Source organism: Geothrix sp. 21YS21S-4, assembly GCF_030845995.1.
GTDB lineage: Bacteria > Acidobacteriota > Holophagae > Holophagales > Holophagaceae > Geothrix.
In genome coordinates this window covers 1,903,011-1,924,394 of record NZ_CP132719.1, presented here as the reverse complement: position 1 = coordinate 1,924,394, position 21,384 = coordinate 1,903,011, and the positions used below count along the sequence as shown (strand labels likewise).

The window sequence follows — 21,384 nt, the reverse complement described above, 5'->3', positions numbered from 1 at the left end:
ATGAATAACCTGACCAAGTCGGTCAGGTTTCTGGGGCAGCCATGAAGGTGATCGTCGCCAAGACCGCGGGGTTCTGCTGGGGCGTCAAGCGCGCCATGGACGCGGTGCTGGAGGCGTCGGTGCGGAACGACGGGCGCCCGGTCCAGACGCTCGGGCCCCTCATCCACAATCCCCAGGCCCTGGATCTCATCGGGAAGCGGGGCGTGGCGGTCGCGCCGGCGCCGGACCAGGTCCAGAACGGGACGGTCGTGATCCGCGCCCACGGCATCCCCATCCAGGATCTGCGCGGGCTGAAGGCGCGCCAGGCCAAGGGCGAACTGAAGATCGTGAACGCGACCTGTCCCGAGGTCGCCAAGGTCCACAACAAGATCAAGAAGTGGAGCCCCAAGGGCTACTTCACCGTGATCCTGGGCAGCCACGGCCATGCGGAGAGCGTCGCCCACCGCAGCTTCGCGGACAGCGGCTCCGTCATCGTCGCGAACATGGCCGAGGCCGAGGCCCTCACGGACGAGCAGCTCAAGAAGGTGCTGGTGGTGGCCCAGACCACGTTCACCGTGAAGGACTACCACGCCATCACCGACTACATCCGCACCCGGGCCAAGGACGCCGTCTTCGAGAACACCATCTGCGAGGACACCTGGATGCGGCAGGACGAGGCCCGGCAACTGGCCCAAACCGTGGATGCCGTGATCGTGGTCGGCGGGAAGGCCTCCAGCAACACCAAGCACCTGGCCGAGTTGGCCCACCACTATGGGAAGCCCGTGCAGTACGTGGAGACGGCCGCCGAGTTGGACGTGACCGCCTTCACCGGTCGCGAGACCGTGGGCGTCCTGGCGGGCGCCTCCACGCCCACCTGGCTCGTGGACGAAGTGGTGGATGTGCTCGAACAGCTCGGCGACGGCCCCAGTCGCTGGCGCAGCTTCGTGCAGGCGGCCTTCGGCAGTTCCTCCCTGTTGGCGATCGGCGCGGGGCTGATGACCCTGGGCGTCCACAAGTGGCTCGGCTTTCCCTTCGGCTGGCGCTATCCCCTTCTCGTGGGCACCTACGTTCTGGCCATGTACCTGCTGACGCCCTTCCTCGATCCCCTGGGGCTCGGCGCGAAGGGACCCGCTCGCGCGCGCTTCCTGTCGCGGAACCGGATGGCCCTCCTTCTTACCGGTATGGCCGCCCTGGCCGCCGCCCTGGGACTGGCCGCCACGCTGGGGGCGAAGGCGCTCGGTGTGATGGCCGCGGCCAGCCTGGTGGGCGTCGCCTACAAGCGCCGCTTCCTGGTCGGCGGCCGAAGCGTCAGCCTGCGGAACATCCCCGGCTCCAAGGACGCGGTGGTGGCCCTGGCCCTGGCAACGGTCGCGGTGGTCATGCCCATGTGGCAGGCGGGCCGCCCCTGGAACCTCCGCGCCTTCGCCGCGGCGTTCCTCGTCGGCGTTCTGACCTTCGTCCGCACCGTGATCTACGAGATCCGCGACATGCAGAACGATCAGATCATCGGGAAGGAGACCCTCCCCATCTTTCTGGGGAAACCCGCCACCAAGGCCATTCTCCTCGCCCTGCTGGGAACGCTGCTGGCGGGCACCCTGTGGCTCACCTTCAATACCCGCCAACAGGGCCATCCCCTGATCGTCGCGCTCGTCCTGGTGATCTGCGCCGCCTATCCCGTGCTGTACCTGTGGCTGTACCACGAGCGGTTCACCACGGGGAAGACGCGCTTCGAACTGAGCGTGGACCTGAGTTTCTGGCTGGTGGGGCTGTTGGCGCTGGTCTGAGCTGCTAGCCTGGGTCCACCTTTTTCGAGGAGAGCCCATGCGCCTGAAACCGCTCGTCGTGCTGTCCGCCGTCGCCGTGCTCGGCGGCGCCCTGGGATGGGCCGCGGCCGCCGCCAAGTACCAGAAGACCGGAGTCGTGAAGGAGCTGTCCGGCGACAGCTTCACCCTCGACCTAGGGAAGGAGGAGTGGCGCTTCTACACCGAGGGCGGCACCAGCGGCAAGGAGGCCCTCAAGGTGGGGAACAAGGTCACCGTGACCTACCGGCAGGTGGCCAGCAGCATCGAGGCCAAGGACGCGAAGAAGAAGTGACTGGCGAAGGACCGTGAGGAACGGGGCGCCGCGGCGCCCCGTTTTCCTGAAGGAGGCGGGATGCGCGCTTGGGTGCTGATCACGGGCTGTTCCACCGGCATCGGTCGGGCGCTGGTTCCGCTCTGTCGCGCGGCGGGCTGGGGCGTCGTGGCGACGGCGCGCCGACCGGAAACCCTCATGGACCTGCCCCCGGGCGAGGACCTGCGCACCTTGACCCTGGATGTGACGGACGCGGACAGCATCGCGGCGGCAGCAAGCGCCTGTTCGGATCTGCGGCTCAAGGCCCTCGTGAACAACGCGGGCTACGGCCAGGTGGGGCCGCTGGAACTGCTGCGGCCCGAGGAACTGCGAGCCCAGTTCGAGACCAACGTGATCGGCCTCCACGCCGTCACGAACGCCTTCCTGCCGCTCCTGCGGCGCGAGCAGGGCGCCCGGATTCTGCAGGTGGCTTCCATGTTGGGGCGGCTGTCGATCCCCCTGGCCGGGCCGTACAACGCCTCCAAGCACGCGGTGGTGGCCCTGGCGGAAACGCTCCGCATGGAAGTGGGCCGCGAGGTGGCGGTGGTTCTGGTGGAGCCGGGAGCCATCCGGACCGAATTCCGCGAGACCCTGGCGAAGGTGTGGGGAAACCTGCCGGAGCGGGCCCGGGGCACGCGCTACGAGGCCGTGCTCGGCCGCTATCTGGCCCTCCGCAAGGACCAGGGCGACCGGTTCGCGATGGAGGCCGGGGCCTGCGCCCGCCAGATCCTTCGCGCGCTGGACGCGACTCGTCCGCCGCGGCGGGTGGGGATCGGAAGGGATGCCGCCTGGGTGGGACGAGTGAAGGCCCTGGTTCCGGCGGGAGTCTGGGAATGGCTGCTGCGGCGCCTCTACGGCCTGGGATGATCCCTGCCGCTGGCATTCAAAAGATGAGGATCACCACCAAGGCACGAAGACACCAAGAAAGCTCCGGGTGTCTGCCTTGTAAGCACCTGGCTTCTTCTTTCGGTATGGCTTTTCTTGAAGCCGGGGGGCCGGGATTCAATGGCTTCGCCCACGCCGATAGCCCCTCTTCGTGCTCCATCTTCTGGATCGCTCAGTTGGTGTCAGGAATAGGCGCCGCAGCCCACCACCCAGCCGTCGAAGAACTCCACGTAGGAGACCTTGTTCAGCACCTTTCCCGTGCGAGGGTGGGGGTACTTGTAGTTCACCCAACCGCTGCCGCGGCTTCGGGCCACTTCGATCATCTCCTTCACGATGTACTTCCCGTCGGGATCGCGCAGCCCCAGCCGGTTCACGCCGACCAGTTGGCTCTGGAACCCGATGGCCTGGCAAACGCCGCCGAGGTCGTAGACGAAGATGTAGAGATCGTCGCCGCTCCGGGAATGGAAGCGGCCCGTTCCCTGGTTCGTCTCCGCGCGCAGCGCGTCCTTGCCGTATTGCCGCGCGAAGGCCACCGCGGCTTTCACCAAGCCCATGGCCTCGGCCCGCTGGTCCTGGGCGCCCAGGGGCGCTCCCAGGCACACGAGGGCCGGGAGCAAGACGTGCCGGACCTTCACCTGAAACCTCCCAGCCATGACATTGAGTGTACGCGTAGGCATCGTCAGCCGGCGACCCGGCCATGAATCCCGCCGGCCTGCCAGACTGGAACCATGTCCGAAGACCGCCTCTATCTCATCGACACCTTCGCCTTCATCTTCTCGGTATCCGCTCTGCGGATGCGCGAGACTTCGCCGTTGAGCTGCGAGGTGGTCCGTGGCTGAGGATCGCCTCTATCTCATCGATACATTCGCCTTCATCTTTCGGGCCTACTACGCCAATCCGCGGTTGAAGAACGGGGCGGCCTACACCTTTTCCCGGCTGGTGCTCCAGCTGCTGGAAAAGCACCGGCCCACGCACCTCGCGTGCGTGTTCGACGTGTCCGGCCCGACCTTCCGCCACGAGCTCTATCCGGAGTACAAGGCCAACCGCTCGGAGATGCCCGAGGACCTGCGCCCCCAGGTGCCGATGATCCGGCGGCTGGTGGAGGCGCTGTCCATTCCCATCGTGGAGCTGCAGGGGTACGAGGCGGACGACGTGATGGGCACCCTGGCCCGGGAGGCCGCCGCGGCGGGCCTGCCCACGGCCATCGTCAGCCCCGACAAGGACCTCCTCCAGCTGGTGGACGACGACCTGAAGATCCAGGTGCTGAACACCAAGGACGGCGAGATCTGGCACGACCGGGAGGGCGTCAAGACGCGGCTGGGCGTGTGGCCGGAGCAGGTGGTGGACTTCCTCAGCCTGGTGGGCGACGCCTCCGACAACGTCAAGGGCGTGCCGGGCATCGGGGAAAAGGGGGCCTGCGCCCTGTTGGATACCTACGGCAGCCTCGCGGGAATCCTCGCGGCCAAGGAGGGGCTCAAGCCCCGCCAGCGGGAAGGGCTCGAAGCGGCGGCGCCCTGGCTGGACCTGACCCGGCGCTTGGTCACGGTGGTGACCGACCTCCAGCTGCCCCTGCATCCCGCCGACCTCGCCTATCCCGGCGTGGACGAGGCCCGGGCGCGAGAGGCGTTCAAGGATTTGGGCTTCCAGACCCTGACCAAGGAGTTCACGCGGAGCGCGCAACAGGCCGGCAGCGTCCGGGCCTACCGCGCGGCGGCCACCCTCCCGGATCTGGAAGCCGCCGTGGCCGCCTGCCGCGCCGCGGGCCGCTTCGGCCTCGACACCGAGACCACCAACCTGGACTCGGCGCGGGGCCATCTGGTGGGCGTCAGCCTCGCCTGGAAGCCGAATGAGGGGCTCTACATCCCTCTGGCCCACCTGAAGCCCGCCGCCGCGGACACCGAGGGCGCCCTTCCGGGCCTTCTTCCGGAATCGGGGCTGCCGGAATCGCTGCTGGATCTGAAGGGCGATCCGGAAGCGTTCTTCCGGGAACTGGCGCCCCACCTGGATCCCCGCAACGCGCCCTTCGCGGAGGCCCGGCGGATCCTGGCTCCCCTCCTCGCCGATCCGGCCATCCTCAAGTGCGGCCAGAACCTCAAGTACGACCTTCAGGTCCTGACCCGCCACGGTCTGCCCGTGGCCGGCGTCGCGGACGACAGCATGGTGCTGAGCTTCCTGCTGGACAGCGGCGTGCGCCACAACCTGGACGACCTGTCGGTGCGCCACCTGGACGTGAAGCCCATCGCCTTCGAGGAGTTGGTGGGGAAAGGGAAGGGCCAGAAGCGGTTCGACGAGGCCGAGTTCGAGCGGGCCGTCCAGTACGCGGCGGAGGACGCGGACCTGGCGCTTCAGCTCTGCGACAAGCTGCGCGGGCAACTGGGAGAAGATCGGTTGAAGCGTCTCTACGAGGAGGTGGACCTGCCCCTCGTGGAAGTGCTGGCGGCCCTCGAGGCCCATGGCGTGCGGCTGGATCTGGGCGTCCTGTCCGAACTTGCGACGCGCATGCGCGCCGAGCGCGAGCGGGCCCAGGTCCGGGTGATCGAACTGGCGGGGGGCCCCTTCAACCTCAACAGCCCGACCCAGCTCGGCGCGGTGCTCTTCGGGAAGCTGGGCTACACGCCCGTGAAATACACGGGGAAGACCAAGGCGCCCAGCACGGACGAGGATGTCCTGCAGGAATTGGCGGAGAACCAGGGCGCCGAGATCGCCCGCGACCTGCTGCGCCACCGCCAGATGACCAAGCTGCTGGGCACCTACGTGGAGGCCCTGCCGCAGATGGTGAATCCACTGACGGGGCGGGTGCATACGCGCCTCCATCAGGCGGCGGTGGCCTCCGGCCGCCTCGCCTCCAGCGATCCCAACCTCCAGAACATCCCCATCCGCACCGAGGAGGGCCGCGCCATCCGCGGGGCCTTCGTTCCAGAGCCGGGCTGGGTGCTCCTGGACGCGGACTACAGCCAGATCGAGCTGCGCGTGGTGGCGGCCCTGGCCCAGGATCCCGTGCTGCTCGGGGCCTTCGAGGCGGGGGAGGACATCCACCGGCGGACTTCGTCGGAGGTCATGGGCAAGCCCATGGGCGAAGTGACGGCCGACGACCGCAGCAAGGCCAAGGCGGTGAATTTCGGACTGCTCTACGGCCAGGGCGCCTTCGCCTTGGCGGCCAACCTGGGCATCACCCAGAAGGAGGCGAAGGCCTTCATCGAGCGCTATTTCGAGCGGATGCCCCAGGTGGCCGCGTGGATCGACGGCGCCAAGGAGCGGGCGCTGGCCGAGGGATTGGTGCGCACCCACTGGGGCCGCATCCGGCGCATCGCCGAACTGGAGAGCCCCAACAAGCAGTTCCAGGCCCAGGGGCTGCGCGAAGCGGTGAACACCATCGTCCAGGGAACCGCCGCCGACCTGATGCGCCGCGCCATGGTGCGCCTCCATCGGGCATTGAAGGAGGAGGGGCTCCGCGCACGGCTGCTGCTCCAGGTCCACGACGAACTCCTGGTGGAAGCCCCGCCGGAGGAGGTGGAGCGTGCCTCGGCCGTCCTCAAGGAGGCCATGGAAGGCGCAGACGACCTCGGTCCCCTGGGCGTGAAGCTGGCGGCGGAGGTTCGCCAGGGGGCGAGCTGGCTGGCCTGCAAGTAGGGCGTTCTTGACGATCTGTAGGTCGTCAGAGCGGAAACGGGTGGATTCGGCGGGTTTTGTGACCGCAGCCCGGGCTCGAAGTTAACGGGGAGGTCATGATTGGGCGCATCCGGCGCGTGGCCGCGCCGCTGCACCTGCCTCTTCTCGAAGGAGCCCGATCATGAGCCAGTTCGACATCGCGTGGCTGCCCGGCGACGGCGTGGGCGTAGAAGTCATGGAAGCGGCGAGAATCTGCCTCGACGCCCTGAAGTTCGACGCCAAGTACACCCACGGCGACATCGGGTGGGAATTCTGGTGCAAGGAGGGGGAATCCTTCCCCCAGCGCACCATCGACCTGCTGAAGAAGAGCCATGCCGCCATGTTCGGCGCCATCACCTCGAAGCCGGTGAAGGACGCCGAAGCCGAGCTGGTGCCGGAGCTGAAGGGCAAGGGCCTCGTCTACCGCAGCCCCATCGTCCGCATGCGCCAGATGTTCGACCTCTATACCTGCCTTCGCCCCTGCAAGGCGTACGTGGGCAACCCGCTGAACTACCAGGATGGCGTGGACATGGTGGTGTTCCGCGAGAACACCGAGGATCTCTACGCCGGCGTGGAGTTCAGTCCCGTGCCGGACGAGCTGAAGCAGAGCCTCAAGGCGCTGAGCAAGCCCTTCGGCCACTTCGCGGACCTGCCCGGCGACCAGTTCGCCATCACCTGCAAGGTGAACACCATGAAAGGCTGCGACCGGATCATCCGCGCCGCCTTCGAGTACGCGAAGAAGTTCGGCTATCCCAAGGTCACGGTCATCCACAAGGCCAACGTGGTGCGGGCCACCGAGGGCATGTTCCTGGAGACGGGCAAGCGCATCGCCAAGGAATACCCCGGCATCCAGATGGACGACGCCAACGTGGACGCCATCACCATGTGGATGCTGAAGAACCCCAAGAACTACGGCGTGATGGTGGCCACGAACCTCTTCGGCGACATCATCAGCGACCTCGCGGCCCAGATGGTGGGCGGCCTGGGCTTCGGCTGCTCCGGCAACATCGGCGAGAAGCTGGCGGTCTTCGAGCCCAGCCACGGCAGCGCGCCGAAGTACGCCGGCCAGTACAAGGTGAATCCCATCGCCACGATCCTCGCCGCCAAGATGATGCTGGACTGGCTGGGCGAGAGCGAGAAGGGCACGCGTCTGGAGAAGGCCGTGGCCGCCGTCATCGCCGAAGGAAAGGTCCGTACCTACGACATGGGCGGCAGCGCGTCGACTCTGGAGATGGGCGAGGCCATCGCCCGGAAGCTTTGAGTTCGGAACCGCAGATGACGCAGATTTCGCAGATGAAACGATCTTTTATCTGAGTCATCTGCGCCATCTGCGGTTAACAAAAAAGGTCCTTCCATGAACCCGATCCTCATCCACGAAGTTGGCCCCCGCGATGGCCTCCAGGTCGAAGCCGCGGTAGTGCCCACGGCGGTCAAGCTCGACTGGATCCGCCGGGCGGCGGATTCGGGGGTGGACATCGTCCAGGTCGGCTCCTTCGTCCGGGGCGACAAGGTGCCCCAGATGGCGGACACCGACGACCTGTTCCGCATCCTCGGCAAGGAAGCGCACCGCGCCGTCCTGTCGGGCCTCGTCCTCAACGAGAAGGGGTTGGAGCGGGCCCTGGAGGTGGGCGTGCCGTTGATCTGCATGGGCGTTTCGGCTTCGGAGACCCACAGCCGCAAGAACACGGGCATGGGCACGGAGGACGCCCTGCGGCGCATCGTCGCGTCGGCCCTGGAGGCCAAGCGGGCCGGCCGCCGCGTCCAGGTCAGCGTCCAGAGCGCCTTCGGCTGCGGGTTCGAGGGATCCATCGCCGAGGAGCGCGTACTGGGCATCGTTGCGGCCTACCTGGAGGCGGGCCTGACCGCCATCAGCCTCGCCGACACCGCGGGCCACTCCCATCCCGACCAGGTCCGGCGCTGCGTGCGGCGCGTCCTGGAACTGGATCCCGCCGCGGAAGTCACGGCCCACATCCACAATACCTACGGCCTCGGCATGGCCAGCGTCTACGCCGCCATGGACGCGGGCGCCACCGCCATCGAGACCAGCTTCGGCGGCCTGGGCGGCTGTCCCTTCACGAAGGTGGCGGCGGGCAACGTCGCCACGGAGGACCTGGTCCACGGCCTCCAGCGCACGGGGCGGCGCATGGACATCGACCTTGAGGCGCTCATCGGCGTGGCCAAGGACGTGTCCGCCCATTTCGGCCGCGACCTTCCGGGCTGCGTGCACAAGACGGGGCCCATTCAGTCGGCAAAAACAGAATTAGCCACGGATGGACACAGATGAACCCGGATGCCTTCTTCCTCGTCTGCGTCCCTCCGTGTTCATCCGTGGCTCCACTCGCTCTTGAGGTAGGTCGATGGTGAAGATTCTCGAAGGCATCAAGGTCCTGGACCTCACCAACGTCCTGTCCGGGCCGTTCACCACGCTCCACATGGCGCTGCTCGGGGCGGAGGTGATCAAGGTTGAGAATCCCAAGGACGGCGACCTGGCCCGCAAGCTGGGCATTCTGCCGGACCTGAACAAGAAGCTGATGGGCACCAGCTTCCTGGCCCAGAACTGCAACAAGAAATCCATCACCCTGAACACCAAGTCGGCGGAGGGCAAGGCGCTGTTCCGCAAGCTGGTGAAGGACGCGGACGTGGTGGTGGAGAACTTCCGCCCCGGCGTCATGGAGCGCCTGGGGATCGGCTACCGGTCGCTGGCAGAACTGAATCCGCGGTTGATCTACTGCGCCATTTCGGGGTTCGGGCAGACCGGCCCCGATGCGCTGAAGCCGGCCTACGACCAGATCATCCAGGGGCTGTCCGGCGAGATGGCCGTCAACGGCGACGAGCGCCTCAATCCGCTCCGCACAGGCTTTCCCGTGTGCGACACCGTGGGCGGCCTGAACGCGGCCTTCGCGGTGATGGCGGCCCTCTTCCACCGCGAGCGGACGGGACAGGGCCAGTCCATCGACGTGGCCCTGCTGGACAGCATCATGCCCCTCATGGGCTGGGTGGCGGCCAACCTCCTGATCGGCGGCGAGCAGCCGGCGCTGATGGGCAACGACAACTTCACCGCGGCTCCCAGCGGCACGTTCAAGACGCTGGATGGGCACATCAACATCGCGGCCAACAAGCAGGAGCAGTGGGAGTCCGTCTGCGACGTGCTGGAGGTGCCCGAGCTGAAGGCCGATCCGCGCTTCCAGGAACGGGACACCCGCAAGAAGAACCGCCAGGCGCTGACGCCCCTCCTGGAGGTCCGGCTCACCCTGAAGCCCACCGCCTTCTGGGTGCAGGCGCTGAATGCGAAGGACGTGCCCAGCGGAGAGATCCTGAGTTTGGAAGCGGCGCTTCGCCAGCCGCAGATCCGTCACCGCGAGGTCCTGCGCAAGGTGGACGTGCGGGGTGTGGGCGAGGTCGAGGTCTTCGGCCTGACGCCCCTGTTCGAGAAGACGCCGGGGTCCGTGGATGCCCCGCCACCGCTCCTGGGCGAGCACAACGCCGAGATCTACGGCGGGCTGGGCCTGGGCGAGGCCGACCTGGCCGATCTGAAATCCAAGGGCGTCATCTGAGGAGGCCGTGATGGGCATGACAGTCGTCGAGAAGATCCTGGCCCGCGCGGCGGGCCTTCCCTCCGTGAAGGCGGGGGACGTGGTGGAGCCCAAGGTGGACCTCGCCATGTCCCACGAGAACGCGGCGCTGGTGATCAACCAGTTCCACGAGGTCTTCCAGGGGACCGGCCTCGCGCCCAAGGTGTGGGATCCCTCCCGGGTCGCCATCATCTTCGACCACCGCGTGCCGGCCGAATCCCCCAAGACCGCCACCAACCAGAAGAAGATCCGCGGGTTCGTCGCCGAGCACGGCATCACGAAGTTCCACGACATCCGCGGCGACGTGGGCGGCATCTGCCACCAGATCCTGCCGGAGTACGGCTACGTCCGCCCGGGCTACGTGGTGGTGGGGACGGACTCCCACACCACCAGCCACGGGGCGCTGGGGGCCTTCAGCTTCGGCGTGGGCGCCACGGAGATGGCCTCCGCCTGGAGCCTGGGCTACGCGGTCAACATCGAGGTTCCGGCCACCATCAAGGTGGTGGTGACGGGCGAGTTCCCGCCCTTCGTCGGCCCCAAGGACCTGATCCTCCACCTCATCGGGAAGCTGACGGCCCAGGGCGCCAACTTCAAGGTCCTGGAATTCCACGGCGAGACCATCCGGAAGATGAGCACCAGCGGGCGCATCGCCATCTGCAACATGAGCGTGGAGGCGGGCGCCACCTCCGGGATCGTGCCCGGCGACGCCGAGACCGTGCGCTACCTGCGGGACGAAGCGGGCGTCACCGAGGGCATCCCCTGCGTGTCGGCGGATCCCGAGGCCACCTACGTCCAGACCGTGCACATCGACGTCTCCGCGCTGGTGCCGCAGATCGCGTGCCCCCACATGGTGGACAACGTGAAGCCGGTGGATCAGGTGGCAGGGACCAAGGTGCAGCAGATCGTCATCGGGAGCTGCACCAACGGCCGCCTGGACGACCTGGCGGACGCCGCGGCCATCCTGCGCGGGAAGAAGGTGGCGCAGGGCACGCGGATGCTGGTGTTCCCGGCGTCGAGCAAGATCTTCGCCCAGGCCCTGGACAAGGGCTACGTCCGCGACCTGATGGCGGCCGGCGCGGTGGTGATGAATTCCGGCTGCGGCCCCTGCCTCGGCGTCCACGAGGGCGCCCTGGGGGACCACGAGGTCGCGCTCAGCACCACCAACCGCAACTTCAAGGGCCGGATGGGCAACCCCACGGGCGAGGTCTATCTCTGCAGCCCCTCGGTGGCCGCGGCCTCCGCCCTCACCGGCGCCATTACCGATCCTCGGAAGGGAGCCTGACATGGCCAAGGTCATCCTCGCGCTCGGGAACGACATCAGCACCGACGACATCTATCCGGGCCGCTTCATGGCGACGGTGCTTCCCACGGAGACGCCCCAGTTCGCCTTTTTCGACCGCACGGAGTTCAACGCCCAGCTCAAGGCGAAGGTCTTTCCGGCCGGATCGATCATCGTGGGCGGCGAGAACTTCGGGTGCGGGTCCAGCCGCGAGCAGGCCTGCTCCACGCTGAAGGGCTACGAGGTCGCCGTGGTCGCCAAGAGCATCTCGCGCATCTTCCTCCAGAACAGCATCAACCTGGGCCTTCAGGTGGTGATCTGCCCCGACCTCGAAGCCTCCGAAGGCGACGATCTCGACATCGGAGCGGACCAGGTGGTCAACCGCACCACCGGAAAGGCCTACGCCCAGGTGAAGCTCCCCGCCGCCCGCAAGGGCATCATGGACGCCGGCGGCCTCATCCCCTACACCCGCGCCCGGCTGATGGCGCGAGGCTGAACCCGCGCTCGCGGTCCCAAAAAAGGAAGCCTCGGGGAGATCCCTCGGGGCTTCTTCTGTCGAGAGAGCCGCTTCTACTCGGAACTGTCGAAGGCGTCTTCGGGGCAGGGATGGTGGTGGTTCCGGATGGCGTGGATGGCGAGGTCGTAGTCGGGCTCGTCCGTCAGCTCGGGCACGAGCTGGGTGTGGACGACGGTGCCGTTCTCGTCCAGGGCCACCACGGCGCGGGCGAGCAGGCCCCGCAGGGGACCTTCCTGCAGGGTGATGCCGAACGCCTTTCCGAAGTTCGGGTGGCGGAAGGCGGAGACGGGAATCGCGCGCTCCAGGCGCTCGCTCCCGCAGAAGAGATCCTGCGCGAAGGGCAGGTCCATGGAGACGCACAGCAGGACCGTATCCACGAGGTCCTTGGTGAGGGCGTCGAAGGTCCGCATGCTGTGGGCGCACAGGGCCGTGTCGAGGCTGGGGAAGATGCTCAGGAGGACACGCTTGCCCTCCAGCGAGACGTTGGTGAGGTCCTGGAGATCCGTCCGCGTCAGCGTGAAGTCGGGGGTGGCGAATCCGACGGTGGGGAGTTCGCCGCTGGTGCGGATGGGCTGGCCGTTCAGGGTGATCGTCGCCATGGGAGCCTCCGGCGGCCTCATGCTACCGGTCCCGGGCTCCCGCCGGAAGCGGATTCGGACGGTTTTTCGAAGGGCCGGCGGCCGCCCCCCGAATCCCTCGGCTCGCCCCTGGCCGCTGGCGGGCGGAACGCGGTCCTTCTAGGCTTTGACCATGGATTCCGCGGGCATGAAATGGCGGTGGTACTGGGGCCTCTGGGCGCTCATGGGGCTGTACATGGCCACCTGGGACCTGGCCATGTATCCGTCCGCGCCGTGGCTGCGGACGCTGGGCGTGAACCTCCTCCAGAACGGGGTCTGGGGCCTGCTGGGGCTCTTCCTGATCCGGCTCGCGGATCGCCATCCCCTCGAGGCCTTGTCGCGATCGCAGTGGAAAATCTGGGGGCTGCACCTCGCGGCCAGCGTCGCGGCGGCGGCTTTGGGACTGTTCGTGGCCTACCTCCTCTCCGTGGGAATGGAGCAGGGCAGCGGTGGCCGGCTCTGGGACCTGGCGATGGTCCGCAAGGGGCTGCCGCAGTTCTACCGAGCCTATTTCCACACGAACCTGCTGTTCATGTGGGCCGTGGTGGCCGCGTTCCACGGGCTGCGGATCTACCGGAAGTACAAGGCCCGCGAAGTAGAAGCCGCCCAGCTCGAGGCCCGCTTCGCCGAGGCCCAGAACCTCGCATTGCGGATGCAGCTTCAGCCCCACTTCCTGTTCAACACCCTCAATTCGATCTCGGCCCTGGTCCACGCGAATCCCGACGGCGCCGACGGCATGATCAGCCGCCTGGGCGATTTCCTCCGGATGACGTTGGACGCGCCGCCGGACCAGTTCGTGCCGCTCCGCAAGGAACTGGCCTTCATCCAGGCCTACCTGGCGATCGAACAGGTGCGCTTCCAGGAGCGGCTCCAGGTGGCGCTGGACATCCCGCCGGAGCTGCTGGATTTGCGGGTGCCCAGCTTCATCCTCCAGCCGCTGGTGGAGAACGCCCTCAAGCACGGCCTGTCCGACCGCCAGCGAGGCGGGACGCTGCGGATCCGCGCCTCCCGGGCGGCCGGCAGCCTGGTGATCGAGGTCCAGGATGACGGCGAGGGCTTCAAGGCCGGTCGGGAAGGCGTGGGCCTGGGCAATGTCCGGGCGCGGCTGGGGCTGCTGTACAAGGGGCGCCACCACATCGATCTGCTGGGGGCGCCCAGCCGCGGGACCCTCGTGACCCTGCGCCTTCCGCTGGACGACGCTGGCCTGGAGGCGGGATGACCCTGCGCGCCCTGCTCGTGGACGACGAGGCCCTGGCCCGGCAGCGGATCCGCTACCTGCTGCGGGCGACGCCCGACGTCGAGATCGCGGGCGAATGCGCCCACGGCCTGGATGCCGTCAGGGCCATCGAGGAGCTGGCGCCGGATCTGGTCTTCCTGGACATCCAGATGCCGGAGCTGGACGGCTTCGGCGTGGTGGAGGCGGTGGGCCCCGACCGGATGCCGCCCACGCTGTTCGTCACGGCCTACGATCAGCACGCCCTGCGGGCCTTCGAGGTCCACGCCCTCGACTACCTCCTCAAGCCCTTCTCGCCGGAGCGCTTTCATCAGGCCCTGGAGCGGGCCCGGCGCTGGTGCGGGGAGCGGGCCGCCCCCCAGCGTCCTGACCTGGAGGCGCTGATGGCGGGCCTCCGGCGGGAGCGCCCCTGGGTGGACCGCCTGCTGGTGAAGCAGGGGGACCGCCACTTCCTGGTGAAGACCGCGGCGCTCCAGTGGATCGAGGCGGAGGACAACTACGTCCGGCTGCACGTGGAGGGCACGTCGCACCTCCTCCGCCAGACGCTGTCGGGCCTGCTGGCGCGGCTCGATCCCGCCCAGTTCCGCCGCATCCACCGCTCCGCCATCGTGAACCTGGATTGCATCAAGGAATTCCAGCCCTGGACCGGCGGCGACTACCTCGTGATCATGCGCGACGGCACCCGGCTGACCCTGAGCCGCACCTTCCGCGAGCAGTTCGGCGAATGGCTGTGAACGCCGAAGGGCCCGGTGGAACCGGGCCCTTCGGGGGATTCGCGCGCGTCATTCCGCGGCGGCGTGCACGGCGATGGTGGCCATTCCCTCCTGGCGCAGGACCAGGGCGGCTTTCTGGCTGAGGGTGGCGCGGTTGGGGAGGATCACGTCCACGGTCCCGATGAGGCGGTCCGCGACCAGCAGTTCTCCGTTCGTCCCGTCGCCGATGCTGAACGCCGCGCCCTGCTTGAGGGCCGTGGAGGTGGTGCCGAGGGCGGGCACGCCGCGGGCGGCCAGTCCGTTGATGGCCACGGTGGCGCCGAACGAACCGTCCCGGAACATCCGGTCGCCGGGGAGCAGCACCACGTAGTCGGCGTGGCGGTTGGCGATCACGTGCGCGGCGGAGGTGGCGTGCTCCACCCGGCGGGTGTCGGCCACGGTGATCAGGGCGCCTTCGCCCGCCGCCCGGGCCAGGTCCATCACCTGTTCGCGGCTGGCGTTGAAGTCGCAGACCACGCCGATGTGCCGCTTCTCCGGCCAGGTGGCCTGGGTGGTCTTCATCAGGGACTGGAAGTCCTCGGCCTGGAGCGCCAGCCCGGCGAGGGCCACCGCGGCCACGGCGAGGGTTGTCGAGATGCGGTTCATGGTGCCTCCGGAAAAGGGCGGCCGGAGCGGAGCCGGCGCGGGTGAAGGGAAGCCCGGAGCTGCGGTGCGGCGGGCGGAGTGGATGCCGCCCAAGATGCGGAGGCCGCCTCTCCTGTGCCATGGGTGAGGGGCGAGCCGGCCTCGAATGGGGCGAAGCCACCCCCACGCGGGGCGGACCGGAGGTTGGCGAAAGCCGGCGTTGATTCCGTACGGGGAGATAAAAGAAAGCCGCCCTCGCGGGCGGCCTCGAAGGGGAAAGAAAGGAAGCCTAGGCTTCCAGGGAGAAGCTGAGGGGAACGAGCACCCAGGCGGCCAGCTGGTCGGATCCCCGCCGGGCCGGCGTGAAGCGCCAGCGGCGGACGGCGTCCAGAGCGGCCTGGTCCAGGCGGTTGTGCCCGCTGGTCTGCTTCAGTTCGATGCGCTCGGGGGAACCGTCCTCCTTCACGAGGACGCGGAGAACCACCCGTCCCTCCTCCCGCAGGCGGCGGGACAGGGAGGGATAGTCGGGGGCCGGGTTCTGGAGATAGGCCGCGTCGAACTTGGGAGGGACGATCCCCCCGACGGTGCCACCCACCACGCCGCCCACGGCTCCTCCCGCGACGCCGCCGGCCACCCCCCCCGGCACGCCGCCGGTGACGCCGGAGCCTCCAAACGAGGCCACGGGGGTGGAGGGCACAGGAATCTCCGTGGGGACCTCGGGGACGATGGGCTGGGACTCCGTGGTCTCGGCCGTGCGGACCGGCCCGGACGACTGGGTCACGGGAGCCGGCGGAGGGGGAGGCGGCGGAGCCAGGAGGGGGATCTCCTCGATCAGGTCCACGCTGACGATCCTCGGGGTGGCCACCAGCTCCGCCGATTGCGCGCCGATGATCACCACGCCGGTGCCCAGGATGCCGTAGATCGCCAGGCTCAACCCCATGGCCCAGCCCCGATTGCCCCGCCGCAGAGGGGCATTGGGGCCGAGCAGGGAGGGCACATAGACCAAGTCCTCCAGGGAGGTCGCAGCCTGGGAAGAAGAGGCGGATTCCGGAGTCGAACGGCGCACGGGAACGGGAAAGGAAGAGGGAACCGAATGGGACATGGTCAATCCAATCATGAGACTAAGTCTCAATAAATCAGATTAGGGAGCACACGGTCCTCTGTCAACCCGCCTTTCTGTGCGGACAGGTATCCCGTCCGGAGATGTGGCATCCCTGGGCGGTCGCGCTTCATCGCCGACGCTCTTTCCGGAATACTGGAGGATTGGAGGCGGTATGAAGATCCTGCTCCTCGGTTCGGGCGGCCGGGAACACGCGCTGGCCCTCAAGCTGAAGGCCGCTTCCACCCCCGTGGACCTGGTGTCGGCGCCGGGGAGCGACGCTCTCGCGGAATTGGGCACCTGCGTTTCCCTCGATCTGGAGGATCCCGCTTCGGTTGCGGCCTGGTGCACTGCCCACCGGCCGGACCTGGTGGTGGCCGGGCCCGAGTTGCCGCTGGTGGGGGGCGTGGCGGATGCCGTCCGGGCGTTGGGCATCCCGGTCTTCGGCCACGACGCGGCCACGGCCCGCCTGGAAGGGAGCAAGGCCTTCGCCAAGGATTTCATGGTGCGCCACGGCATCCCCTGTGCCGCCAGCCACACCGTCGCGGATCTGGAAGAGGGCGAAGCCCTGATTCACAGGTGGTCCTACGGCTATCCCATCGTCCTCAAGGCGGATGGGCTGGCCGCGGGAAAAGGCGTGGTGCTGGCCCAGAATGAAGCGGAGGCCCTGGAGACCTTCCGGGCGTTCATGGCGGGCCAGTTCGGCGACGCCAGCCGCACGGTGGTGTTCGAGGAGCCGCTGGTGGGGATGGAGTTGTCCCTGCACGTCCTGGTGAATGCGGACGCCGATCGCGGGACCTGCGCCCTGCTGCCCGCCTGCCAGGACCACAAGCGGATCTTCGAAGGGGACCGCGGACCCAACACCGGCGGGATGGGCGCCTTCGGGCCCATTCCCTTCCTCAGGCCGGAAGATGTGGCGCGGATGCACGTCGAACTGGTGGAACCGACGGTCCAGGGGCTTCGCCGGGACGGGCTGACGGCCCGGGGCGTGTTGTTCCTGGGTGTCATGTGGACGGCCTCCGGCCCCAAGCTGCTGGAATACAACGTCCGCTTCGGAGATCCGGAGACCCAGGTCCTGATGCAGCTCCTGGACGAGGATCTGGCTGGGCTCCTCTTGGAAGTCGCCGAAGGCCGGCTGGCTTCCCGCGACGTGAAGCTGAAGCCCCACACCGCCATCGCCATGGTGCTGGCGGCGGAGGACTATCCGGAAGGCGCCAAGAAGGGCGTGCCCATTTCCATCGAAACCCCCGCCGCCACCGTGATCCACGCCGGCACCCGAAAGCAGGATGGACAGTGGGTGACGAATGGAGGCCGCGTGCTGAACCTCGCCGCCTCCGCCCCGGACCTCGCCGCAGCCCGTGCAGCCTTGGAAGCCGCGCTGCCCCACGTCCAGTGGCCCGGCATGCAGCTCCGCCGGGACATCGGACTGAAGGCCCTGGCGCACGCTCAGGCGGGGAAGACCGTTCAGGACGCCTGGTAAGCCGTTCATGTTGGGCGTTGATCCGCCCACCGGGTTGCCCGATTTCTGGGGCTGGAACCCCTCAGGCTTGGGCAAGACCAGGGAGGGGCCATGGCCATGCCATCCAGCCTGATGTGCGAGCGGGATCAGTTACAACGGCAGCGACGAGGCAGCGGTTTCTGGTGGTTGTATCGTGTCGGGCTCACCTTCTGCCTGTTGCAACGGCCCCTCCTGTCCGTCCTGAACGCCGATGCCTGGTGGTCGGTTCCCGCTGCCCTGGGCATCCTGGCCGGCACCTTTCTCGTCTGGTGGCTGGCCGCCCTTGCGGTTGAATCCGAGCGGATGCGGATTGAGCAGAAGCGCTCCAAGGGACTCATCGCCGGCTGGAAGGGCGCTCTGCCGATGGTTCTGGTCTGCCTCGCCTTCGTGATGACGATCCGTCCCTTTACGGATCTGGCCTGGCATCCTCTTCTCCTGCCCCTGCTGATCTTCGGATGCATGGTCTTCGTCATGGAGCAGGCACTGGCCTCCCAGCGCGCGAATTTCGATCTGCTGGCTGCCCGGGAACAAGCCCTGCGCGCCAAGCTGGCACCGCACTTCATCTTCAACACGCTGAATACGCTCCACGCGCAGATCGAGCAGGATCCCCGAGGGGCGCAGGCCACCACCGAGCGCCTCGCCCAGCTCTTCCGCCAGGTCATTGCCGTGGCGGATGAGCCCACGCTTCCCCTCAAGCAGGAACTGGAGTTTGTCGAAGCCTACCTGGGCATTGAGCAGGCGCGGCTGGGGGACCGGCTCCGGGTCGTCATCGATATCCCCGAATCCCTGGAGACCGCGCAGATCCCGCCCCTGTCCCTGCAGGTGCTGGTGGAGAATGCGGTGAAACACGGTGTGGCGCCCTTGGAGCAGGGCGGGGAGGTGCGCATCGGTGCCGAGCGCAGAGAGGGCGTGCTCTGGATCTGGGTAGAGGATCCCGGCACCGGAGTCAGTCCCCAGAAGGGCACGGGCACCGCGCTGGAGACTCTGCGCCAGCGGCTTGAGAAACCTGAGGACCTGGTATTGGACAGGGTGGAGGGGAGGCACCGGGTGGGCATTCGGTGGAGGCAGGCATGATCCGCGTCGTGGTCGTCGAGGATGAGCCTCTCGCCCGGGAGCATCTGGTGGAGCTGCTGTCGGAGCTTCCCGGCGTGGCGGTGGTGGGGGCGGCGGAAAACGGGCGGGTGGGTTTGGCCGCCATCGCGGAGCATCGGCCGGACGCGGTGTTCCTCGACATCGAAATGCCGGGGATCAAGGGCACGGAGCTGATGCACCTGCTGCCTGAGCCGCGCCCCGGGCTGGTCTTCGTGACGGCCTATCCCCAGCACGCGATCGAAGCCTTCGCGGGCGGCGCCGTGCACTACCTCCTGAAGCCGATCTCGCGGATCGCGGTGGCCCAGGCGCTCTCGCGCATCCGGCCCAAGGACGAACCGCTCCAGAAGGAGTGGCTCCGCCTGCCCGTGCGGAAAAAGGGGACGACGCGCCTCTTGCGGCCCGAGGAGGTGGACGCGCTGGTGGCGGATCTGGGGGATTGTATGGCGTGGACGGCGGAGGGGCGGCTGCCCGTCGACGGCACGCTGCTCCACTGGGAGGAGCGCCTCTCCGACCACGGGTTTCTGCGCGTCCACCGCAACGCGCTGGTGCGGCTGGAGGCGGTGCGGGAGCTCACGGCGGAAGACGAGTTGATCCTGGGCGGTGGCCGACTTTCCATCAGCCGCCGGCGGATGGAAGAGGTGAGGCGGGTGTTGGGGCTCTGATCAGCGCCGGTCGCGAAGCAGCCAGAGAATGATGGTGACGGCGGCAAGGGCGAGGGTGAGAGCTCCGGCGGCGCGGTGGGTCCGTGGCGCCCAGGCGCGAGGACTGCGGGCTTCCCGCCAGGCCAGGGCCAGGCTGCCGAGGGCGAGCGTCCCCGTGGCCGCGGCCAGCAGGGCCAGCCACAGCGCCCGGTGGAGGGCCGTGAGGTCGCGGGCATAGAGCGAGACGCGCAGGAACACCACGGTCGCCGCCAGGGCGGCCAATTGGCCGTGGAGCCGGAAATCCCCGCGCCGGGCGGCGAGGAGGGCCAGCCCCAGGAGCGCGGCCGCGGGGAGGAACAGGACGTCCAGCACGGATCGGCCCGCCTACAGCGGAAGGGCTTCCAGGCGCTTGTCGCCTTCCCACCCGTAGAAGCCGGCCCCTGATTTGCGGCCCAGGCGGCCCGCCGCCACGAGCTGGCGGAGGAGGGAAGGAGCCTTGAACCGCGGCTCGCCGAAGGCCTCGAACAGGACTTCCGCGACGCTTTGCATGGTGTCGAGCCCGATGAAGTCGCTGAGGTGCAACGGCCCCATGGGGTGGCCGCAGCCCAGCTTCATGCCGGTATCGATGTCCTCCGTGGTGGCGAGGCGCTGCTCGGCACAGCGCATGGCGTCCAGGAGGTAGGGCACCAGGAGGCGGTTGACGACGAATCCCGGCGCGTCGGGCGCCAGGACGGCGGTCTTGCCCAGCCTGCCGACGAAGGCGCGGAGGGCGGCCAGGGTGGGCTCGTCCGTGGCGAGGGTGCGGACGATTTCCACCAGAGGCATGGCGGGAACGGGGTTGAAGAAGTGGAGCCCGGCCAGCCGGGGCACGCGGGCGGGGGCCAGCGCGGGACCGAGTTGGGCCACGGAAAGGCTGGAGGTGTTGGTGCACAGCAGGGCAGTCGGAGCCAACACCGCATCCAGTTCGGCGAAGGCGCGGAGCTTCAGGTCCAGCCGCTCGGGCACCGCTTCCACCACCAGATCGCAGTCCGCCAGGGCGGCGAAGGCGGTGGTTCCGTGGAGGCGGGTGTCGAAGCCGGCCTTCTGCTGTTCCGTGAGCTTCCCCTTTGCGACGCCGCGCTCCCAGGCGCTCCGGATGCGCGCCAGGCCCTTGGCGAGGAGGGTTTCGTCGGCTTCCTTCACGTGGACGGCGTAGCCCGCCTCCGCCGCGCACTGGGCGATGCCCGCGCCCATGAGTCCGCAGCCGACGACGCCGATGCGCTGGATGTCCATGTGAGTCCCCCGGGTTGGAATGGCGATGGCGCGTCCATTCTCCAATGGTCCGGGCTGGAAGGGAGGGACAACCTCCGGTAGGTTCAGGGACGCCGCATCCCGGAGGTGTCCATGCTCGGTTTGCTGAAGGATCTCTTCGCCCATCAGGCCTGGGCCGACGCGATGTTCTTCCACGCGTGGAGCAAGGCGGAACTCCGGCAGGATCCCGAACTGCGGGCCCGGGTGGGTCACATGCTGGACGTGCAGGAGGCCTTCCTGGGGGTGGTGAAGGGCGAGTTCAACCTTCCCCAGGGGGATTCCGCCGCCGATTTCGACGCCGTGAAGGCCCGCTGCATCGCCGCCCACGGCGCGTGGGATGCGTTCCTCTCCACCCTGGATCCCGCGGGTCTGGACCGGATCGTCCAGGTGCCCTGGTTCCCCGATCCTCCCTGCCGGGTGCCGGTCTCGGAGGCGTTGACCCAGGTCTGCCTCCACGGCCAGCATCACCGGGGGCAGAACATGTCCCGCATCAAGGCCCTCGGCGGAACGCCGAGGAACGTGGACTACATCATCTGGCTGTGGAAGGGGCGCTCCGGGCCGCGGTGGGCGCCTTGAAGCGGGCC

At 68.2% G+C, this 21,384-nt stretch carries 21 protein-coding genes; 15 read left to right on the top strand and 6 right to left on the bottom strand.

What is annotated here, in order from left to right:
- Positions 1 to 41: 41 nt before the first annotated feature.
- From ispH to RAH39_RS08710, 3 genes are read left to right on the top strand one after another with little or no spacing between them, the layout of a single operon-like run.
- Positions 42 to 1,763 (top strand): 4-hydroxy-3-methylbut-2-enyl diphosphate reductase, encoded by a 1,722-nt coding sequence (gene ispH, locus RAH39_RS08720; RefSeq protein WP_306589706.1) that lies wholly within the window; start codon positions 42 to 44, stop codon positions 1,761 to 1,763.
- A gap of 37 nt (positions 1,764 to 1,800) precedes the next feature.
- Positions 1,801 to 2,073 carry a hypothetical protein gene (locus tag RAH39_RS08715; protein WP_306589705.1) on the top strand — a complete coding sequence of 91 codons (273 nt, stop codon included), beginning with the start codon at positions 1,801 to 1,803 and terminating at the stop codon, positions 2,071 to 2,073.
- Between the two features lie 60 nt (positions 2,074 to 2,133).
- Positions 2,134 to 2,958 (top strand): SDR family NAD(P)-dependent oxidoreductase, encoded by an 825-nt coding sequence (locus RAH39_RS08710; RefSeq protein ID WP_306589704.1) that lies wholly within the window; start codon positions 2,134 to 2,136, stop codon positions 2,956 to 2,958.
- 200 nt (positions 2,959 to 3,158) lie between these two features.
- Here the strand turns inward: RAH39_RS08710 and RAH39_RS08705 are convergent, their stop codons facing one another.
- Positions 3,159 to 3,611 (bottom strand): cache domain-containing protein, encoded by a 453-nt coding sequence (locus RAH39_RS08705; protein ID WP_306589703.1) that lies wholly within the window; start codon positions 3,609 to 3,611, stop codon positions 3,159 to 3,161.
- Between the two features lie 196 nt (positions 3,612 to 3,807).
- Between RAH39_RS08705 and polA the strand changes: the two genes are divergently transcribed.
- From polA to RAH39_RS08675, 6 genes are all read left to right on the top strand, one after another.
- The gene (gene polA, locus RAH39_RS08700; RefSeq protein WP_306589702.1) at positions 3,808 to 6,606 is read left to right on the top strand and encodes a DNA polymerase I; all 2,799 of its coding nucleotides are present in this window, start codon (positions 3,808 to 3,810) and stop codon (positions 6,604 to 6,606) included.
- Positions 6,607 to 6,766: 160 nt separating this feature from the next.
- Entirely contained in the window at positions 6,767 to 7,885 is a 1,119-nt protein-coding gene (locus RAH39_RS08695; RefSeq protein WP_306589701.1) for an isocitrate/isopropylmalate dehydrogenase family protein, read from the top strand.
- 93 nt (positions 7,886 to 7,978) lie between these two features.
- Positions 7,979 to 8,908 (top strand): hydroxymethylglutaryl-CoA lyase, encoded by a 930-nt coding sequence (locus tag RAH39_RS08690; RefSeq protein ID WP_306589700.1) that lies wholly within the window; start codon positions 7,979 to 7,981, stop codon positions 8,906 to 8,908.
- Between the two features lie 73 nt (positions 8,909 to 8,981).
- On the top strand, positions 8,982 to 10,178 hold the full coding sequence (locus RAH39_RS08685; RefSeq protein WP_306589699.1) for a CaiB/BaiF CoA transferase family protein: 1,197 nt from the start codon (positions 8,982 to 8,984) through the stop codon (positions 10,176 to 10,178).
- A 10-nt stretch (positions 10,179 to 10,188) separates the two neighbouring features.
- Positions 10,189 to 11,478: a 3-isopropylmalate dehydratase large subunit gene (locus RAH39_RS08680; RefSeq protein WP_306589697.1), complete on the top strand. Its 1,290-nt coding sequence runs from the start codon at positions 10,189 to 10,191 to the stop codon at positions 11,476 to 11,478.
- Position 11,479: 1 nt separating this feature from the next.
- Positions 11,480 to 11,971, top strand: a complete 492-nt coding sequence (locus tag RAH39_RS08675) for a 3-isopropylmalate dehydratase small subunit (protein WP_306589696.1) — start codon at positions 11,480 to 11,482, stop codon at positions 11,969 to 11,971.
- Positions 11,972 to 12,045: 74 nt separating this feature from the next.
- Here RAH39_RS08675 and tpx read toward each other — a convergent pair whose 3' ends face one another.
- Positions 12,046 to 12,591, bottom strand: a complete 546-nt coding sequence (gene tpx / locus RAH39_RS08670) for a thiol peroxidase (RefSeq protein ID WP_306589695.1) — start codon at positions 12,589 to 12,591, stop codon at positions 12,046 to 12,048.
- Positions 12,592 to 12,757: 166 nt separating this feature from the next.
- Between tpx and RAH39_RS08665 the strand changes: the two genes are divergently transcribed.
- On the top strand, positions 12,758 to 13,828 hold the full coding sequence (locus tag RAH39_RS08665; RefSeq protein WP_306589694.1) for a sensor histidine kinase: 1,071 nt from the start codon (positions 12,758 to 12,760) through the stop codon (positions 13,826 to 13,828).
- Positions 13,825 to 14,577 carry a LytR/AlgR family response regulator transcription factor gene (locus RAH39_RS08660; protein WP_306589693.1) on the top strand — a complete coding sequence of 251 codons (753 nt, stop codon included), beginning with the start codon at positions 13,825 to 13,827 and terminating at the stop codon, positions 14,575 to 14,577. The genes RAH39_RS08665 and RAH39_RS08660 overlap by 4 nt, the downstream gene beginning before the upstream one ends.
- Before the next feature lie 48 nt (positions 14,578 to 14,625).
- On the opposite strand, the gene RAH39_RS08655 is transcribed toward RAH39_RS08660, so the two are convergent.
- Both RAH39_RS08655 and RAH39_RS08650 read right to left on the bottom strand, forming a co-directional pair.
- Positions 14,626 to 15,201 (bottom strand): hypothetical protein, encoded by a 576-nt coding sequence (locus RAH39_RS08655; RefSeq protein ID WP_306589692.1) that lies wholly within the window; start codon positions 15,199 to 15,201, stop codon positions 14,626 to 14,628.
- Positions 15,202 to 15,469: 268 nt separating this feature from the next.
- Positions 15,470 to 16,282, bottom strand: coding sequence for an energy transducer TonB (locus tag RAH39_RS08650; RefSeq protein ID WP_306589691.1), 813 nt, complete (start codon positions 16,280 to 16,282; stop codon positions 15,470 to 15,472).
- A gap of 172 nt (positions 16,283 to 16,454) precedes the next feature.
- On the opposite strand from RAH39_RS08650, the gene purD reads away from it, so the two are divergent.
- From purD to RAH39_RS08635, 3 genes are all read left to right on the top strand, one after another.
- Positions 16,455 to 17,759, top strand: a complete 1,305-nt coding sequence (gene purD / locus RAH39_RS08645) for a phosphoribosylamine--glycine ligase (protein WP_306589690.1) — start codon at positions 16,455 to 16,457, stop codon at positions 17,757 to 17,759.
- Positions 17,760 to 17,849: 90 nt separating this feature from the next.
- The gene (locus tag RAH39_RS08640) at positions 17,850 to 18,851 is read left to right on the top strand and encodes a sensor histidine kinase (protein WP_306589689.1); all 1,002 of its coding nucleotides are present in this window, start codon (positions 17,850 to 17,852) and stop codon (positions 18,849 to 18,851) included.
- Positions 18,848 to 19,531 (top strand): LytR/AlgR family response regulator transcription factor, encoded by a 684-nt coding sequence (locus tag RAH39_RS08635; protein ID WP_306589688.1) that lies wholly within the window; start codon positions 18,848 to 18,850, stop codon positions 19,529 to 19,531. Before RAH39_RS08640 ends, RAH39_RS08635 begins: the two co-directional genes overlap by 4 nt.
- On the opposite strand, the gene RAH39_RS08630 is transcribed toward RAH39_RS08635, so the two are convergent.
- Together RAH39_RS08630 and RAH39_RS08625 are read right to left on the bottom strand one after the other, a co-directional pair.
- Positions 19,532 to 19,882, bottom strand: a complete 351-nt coding sequence (locus tag RAH39_RS08630; protein WP_306589687.1) for a hypothetical protein — start codon at positions 19,880 to 19,882, stop codon at positions 19,532 to 19,534.
- A 12-nt stretch (positions 19,883 to 19,894) separates the two neighbouring features.
- On the bottom strand, positions 19,895 to 20,782 hold the full coding sequence (locus RAH39_RS08625; protein ID WP_306589686.1) for a 3-hydroxyacyl-CoA dehydrogenase family protein: 888 nt from the start codon (positions 20,780 to 20,782) through the stop codon (positions 19,895 to 19,897).
- A 111-nt stretch (positions 20,783 to 20,893) separates the two neighbouring features.
- Here RAH39_RS08625 and RAH39_RS08620 point away from each other — a divergent pair, with 111 nt between their 5' ends.
- A complete protein-coding gene (locus RAH39_RS08620; protein WP_306589685.1) occupies positions 20,894 to 21,376 on the top strand; it encodes a DinB family protein in 483 nt (160 codons plus the stop codon).
- Positions 21,377 to 21,384 lie beyond the last annotated feature (8 nt).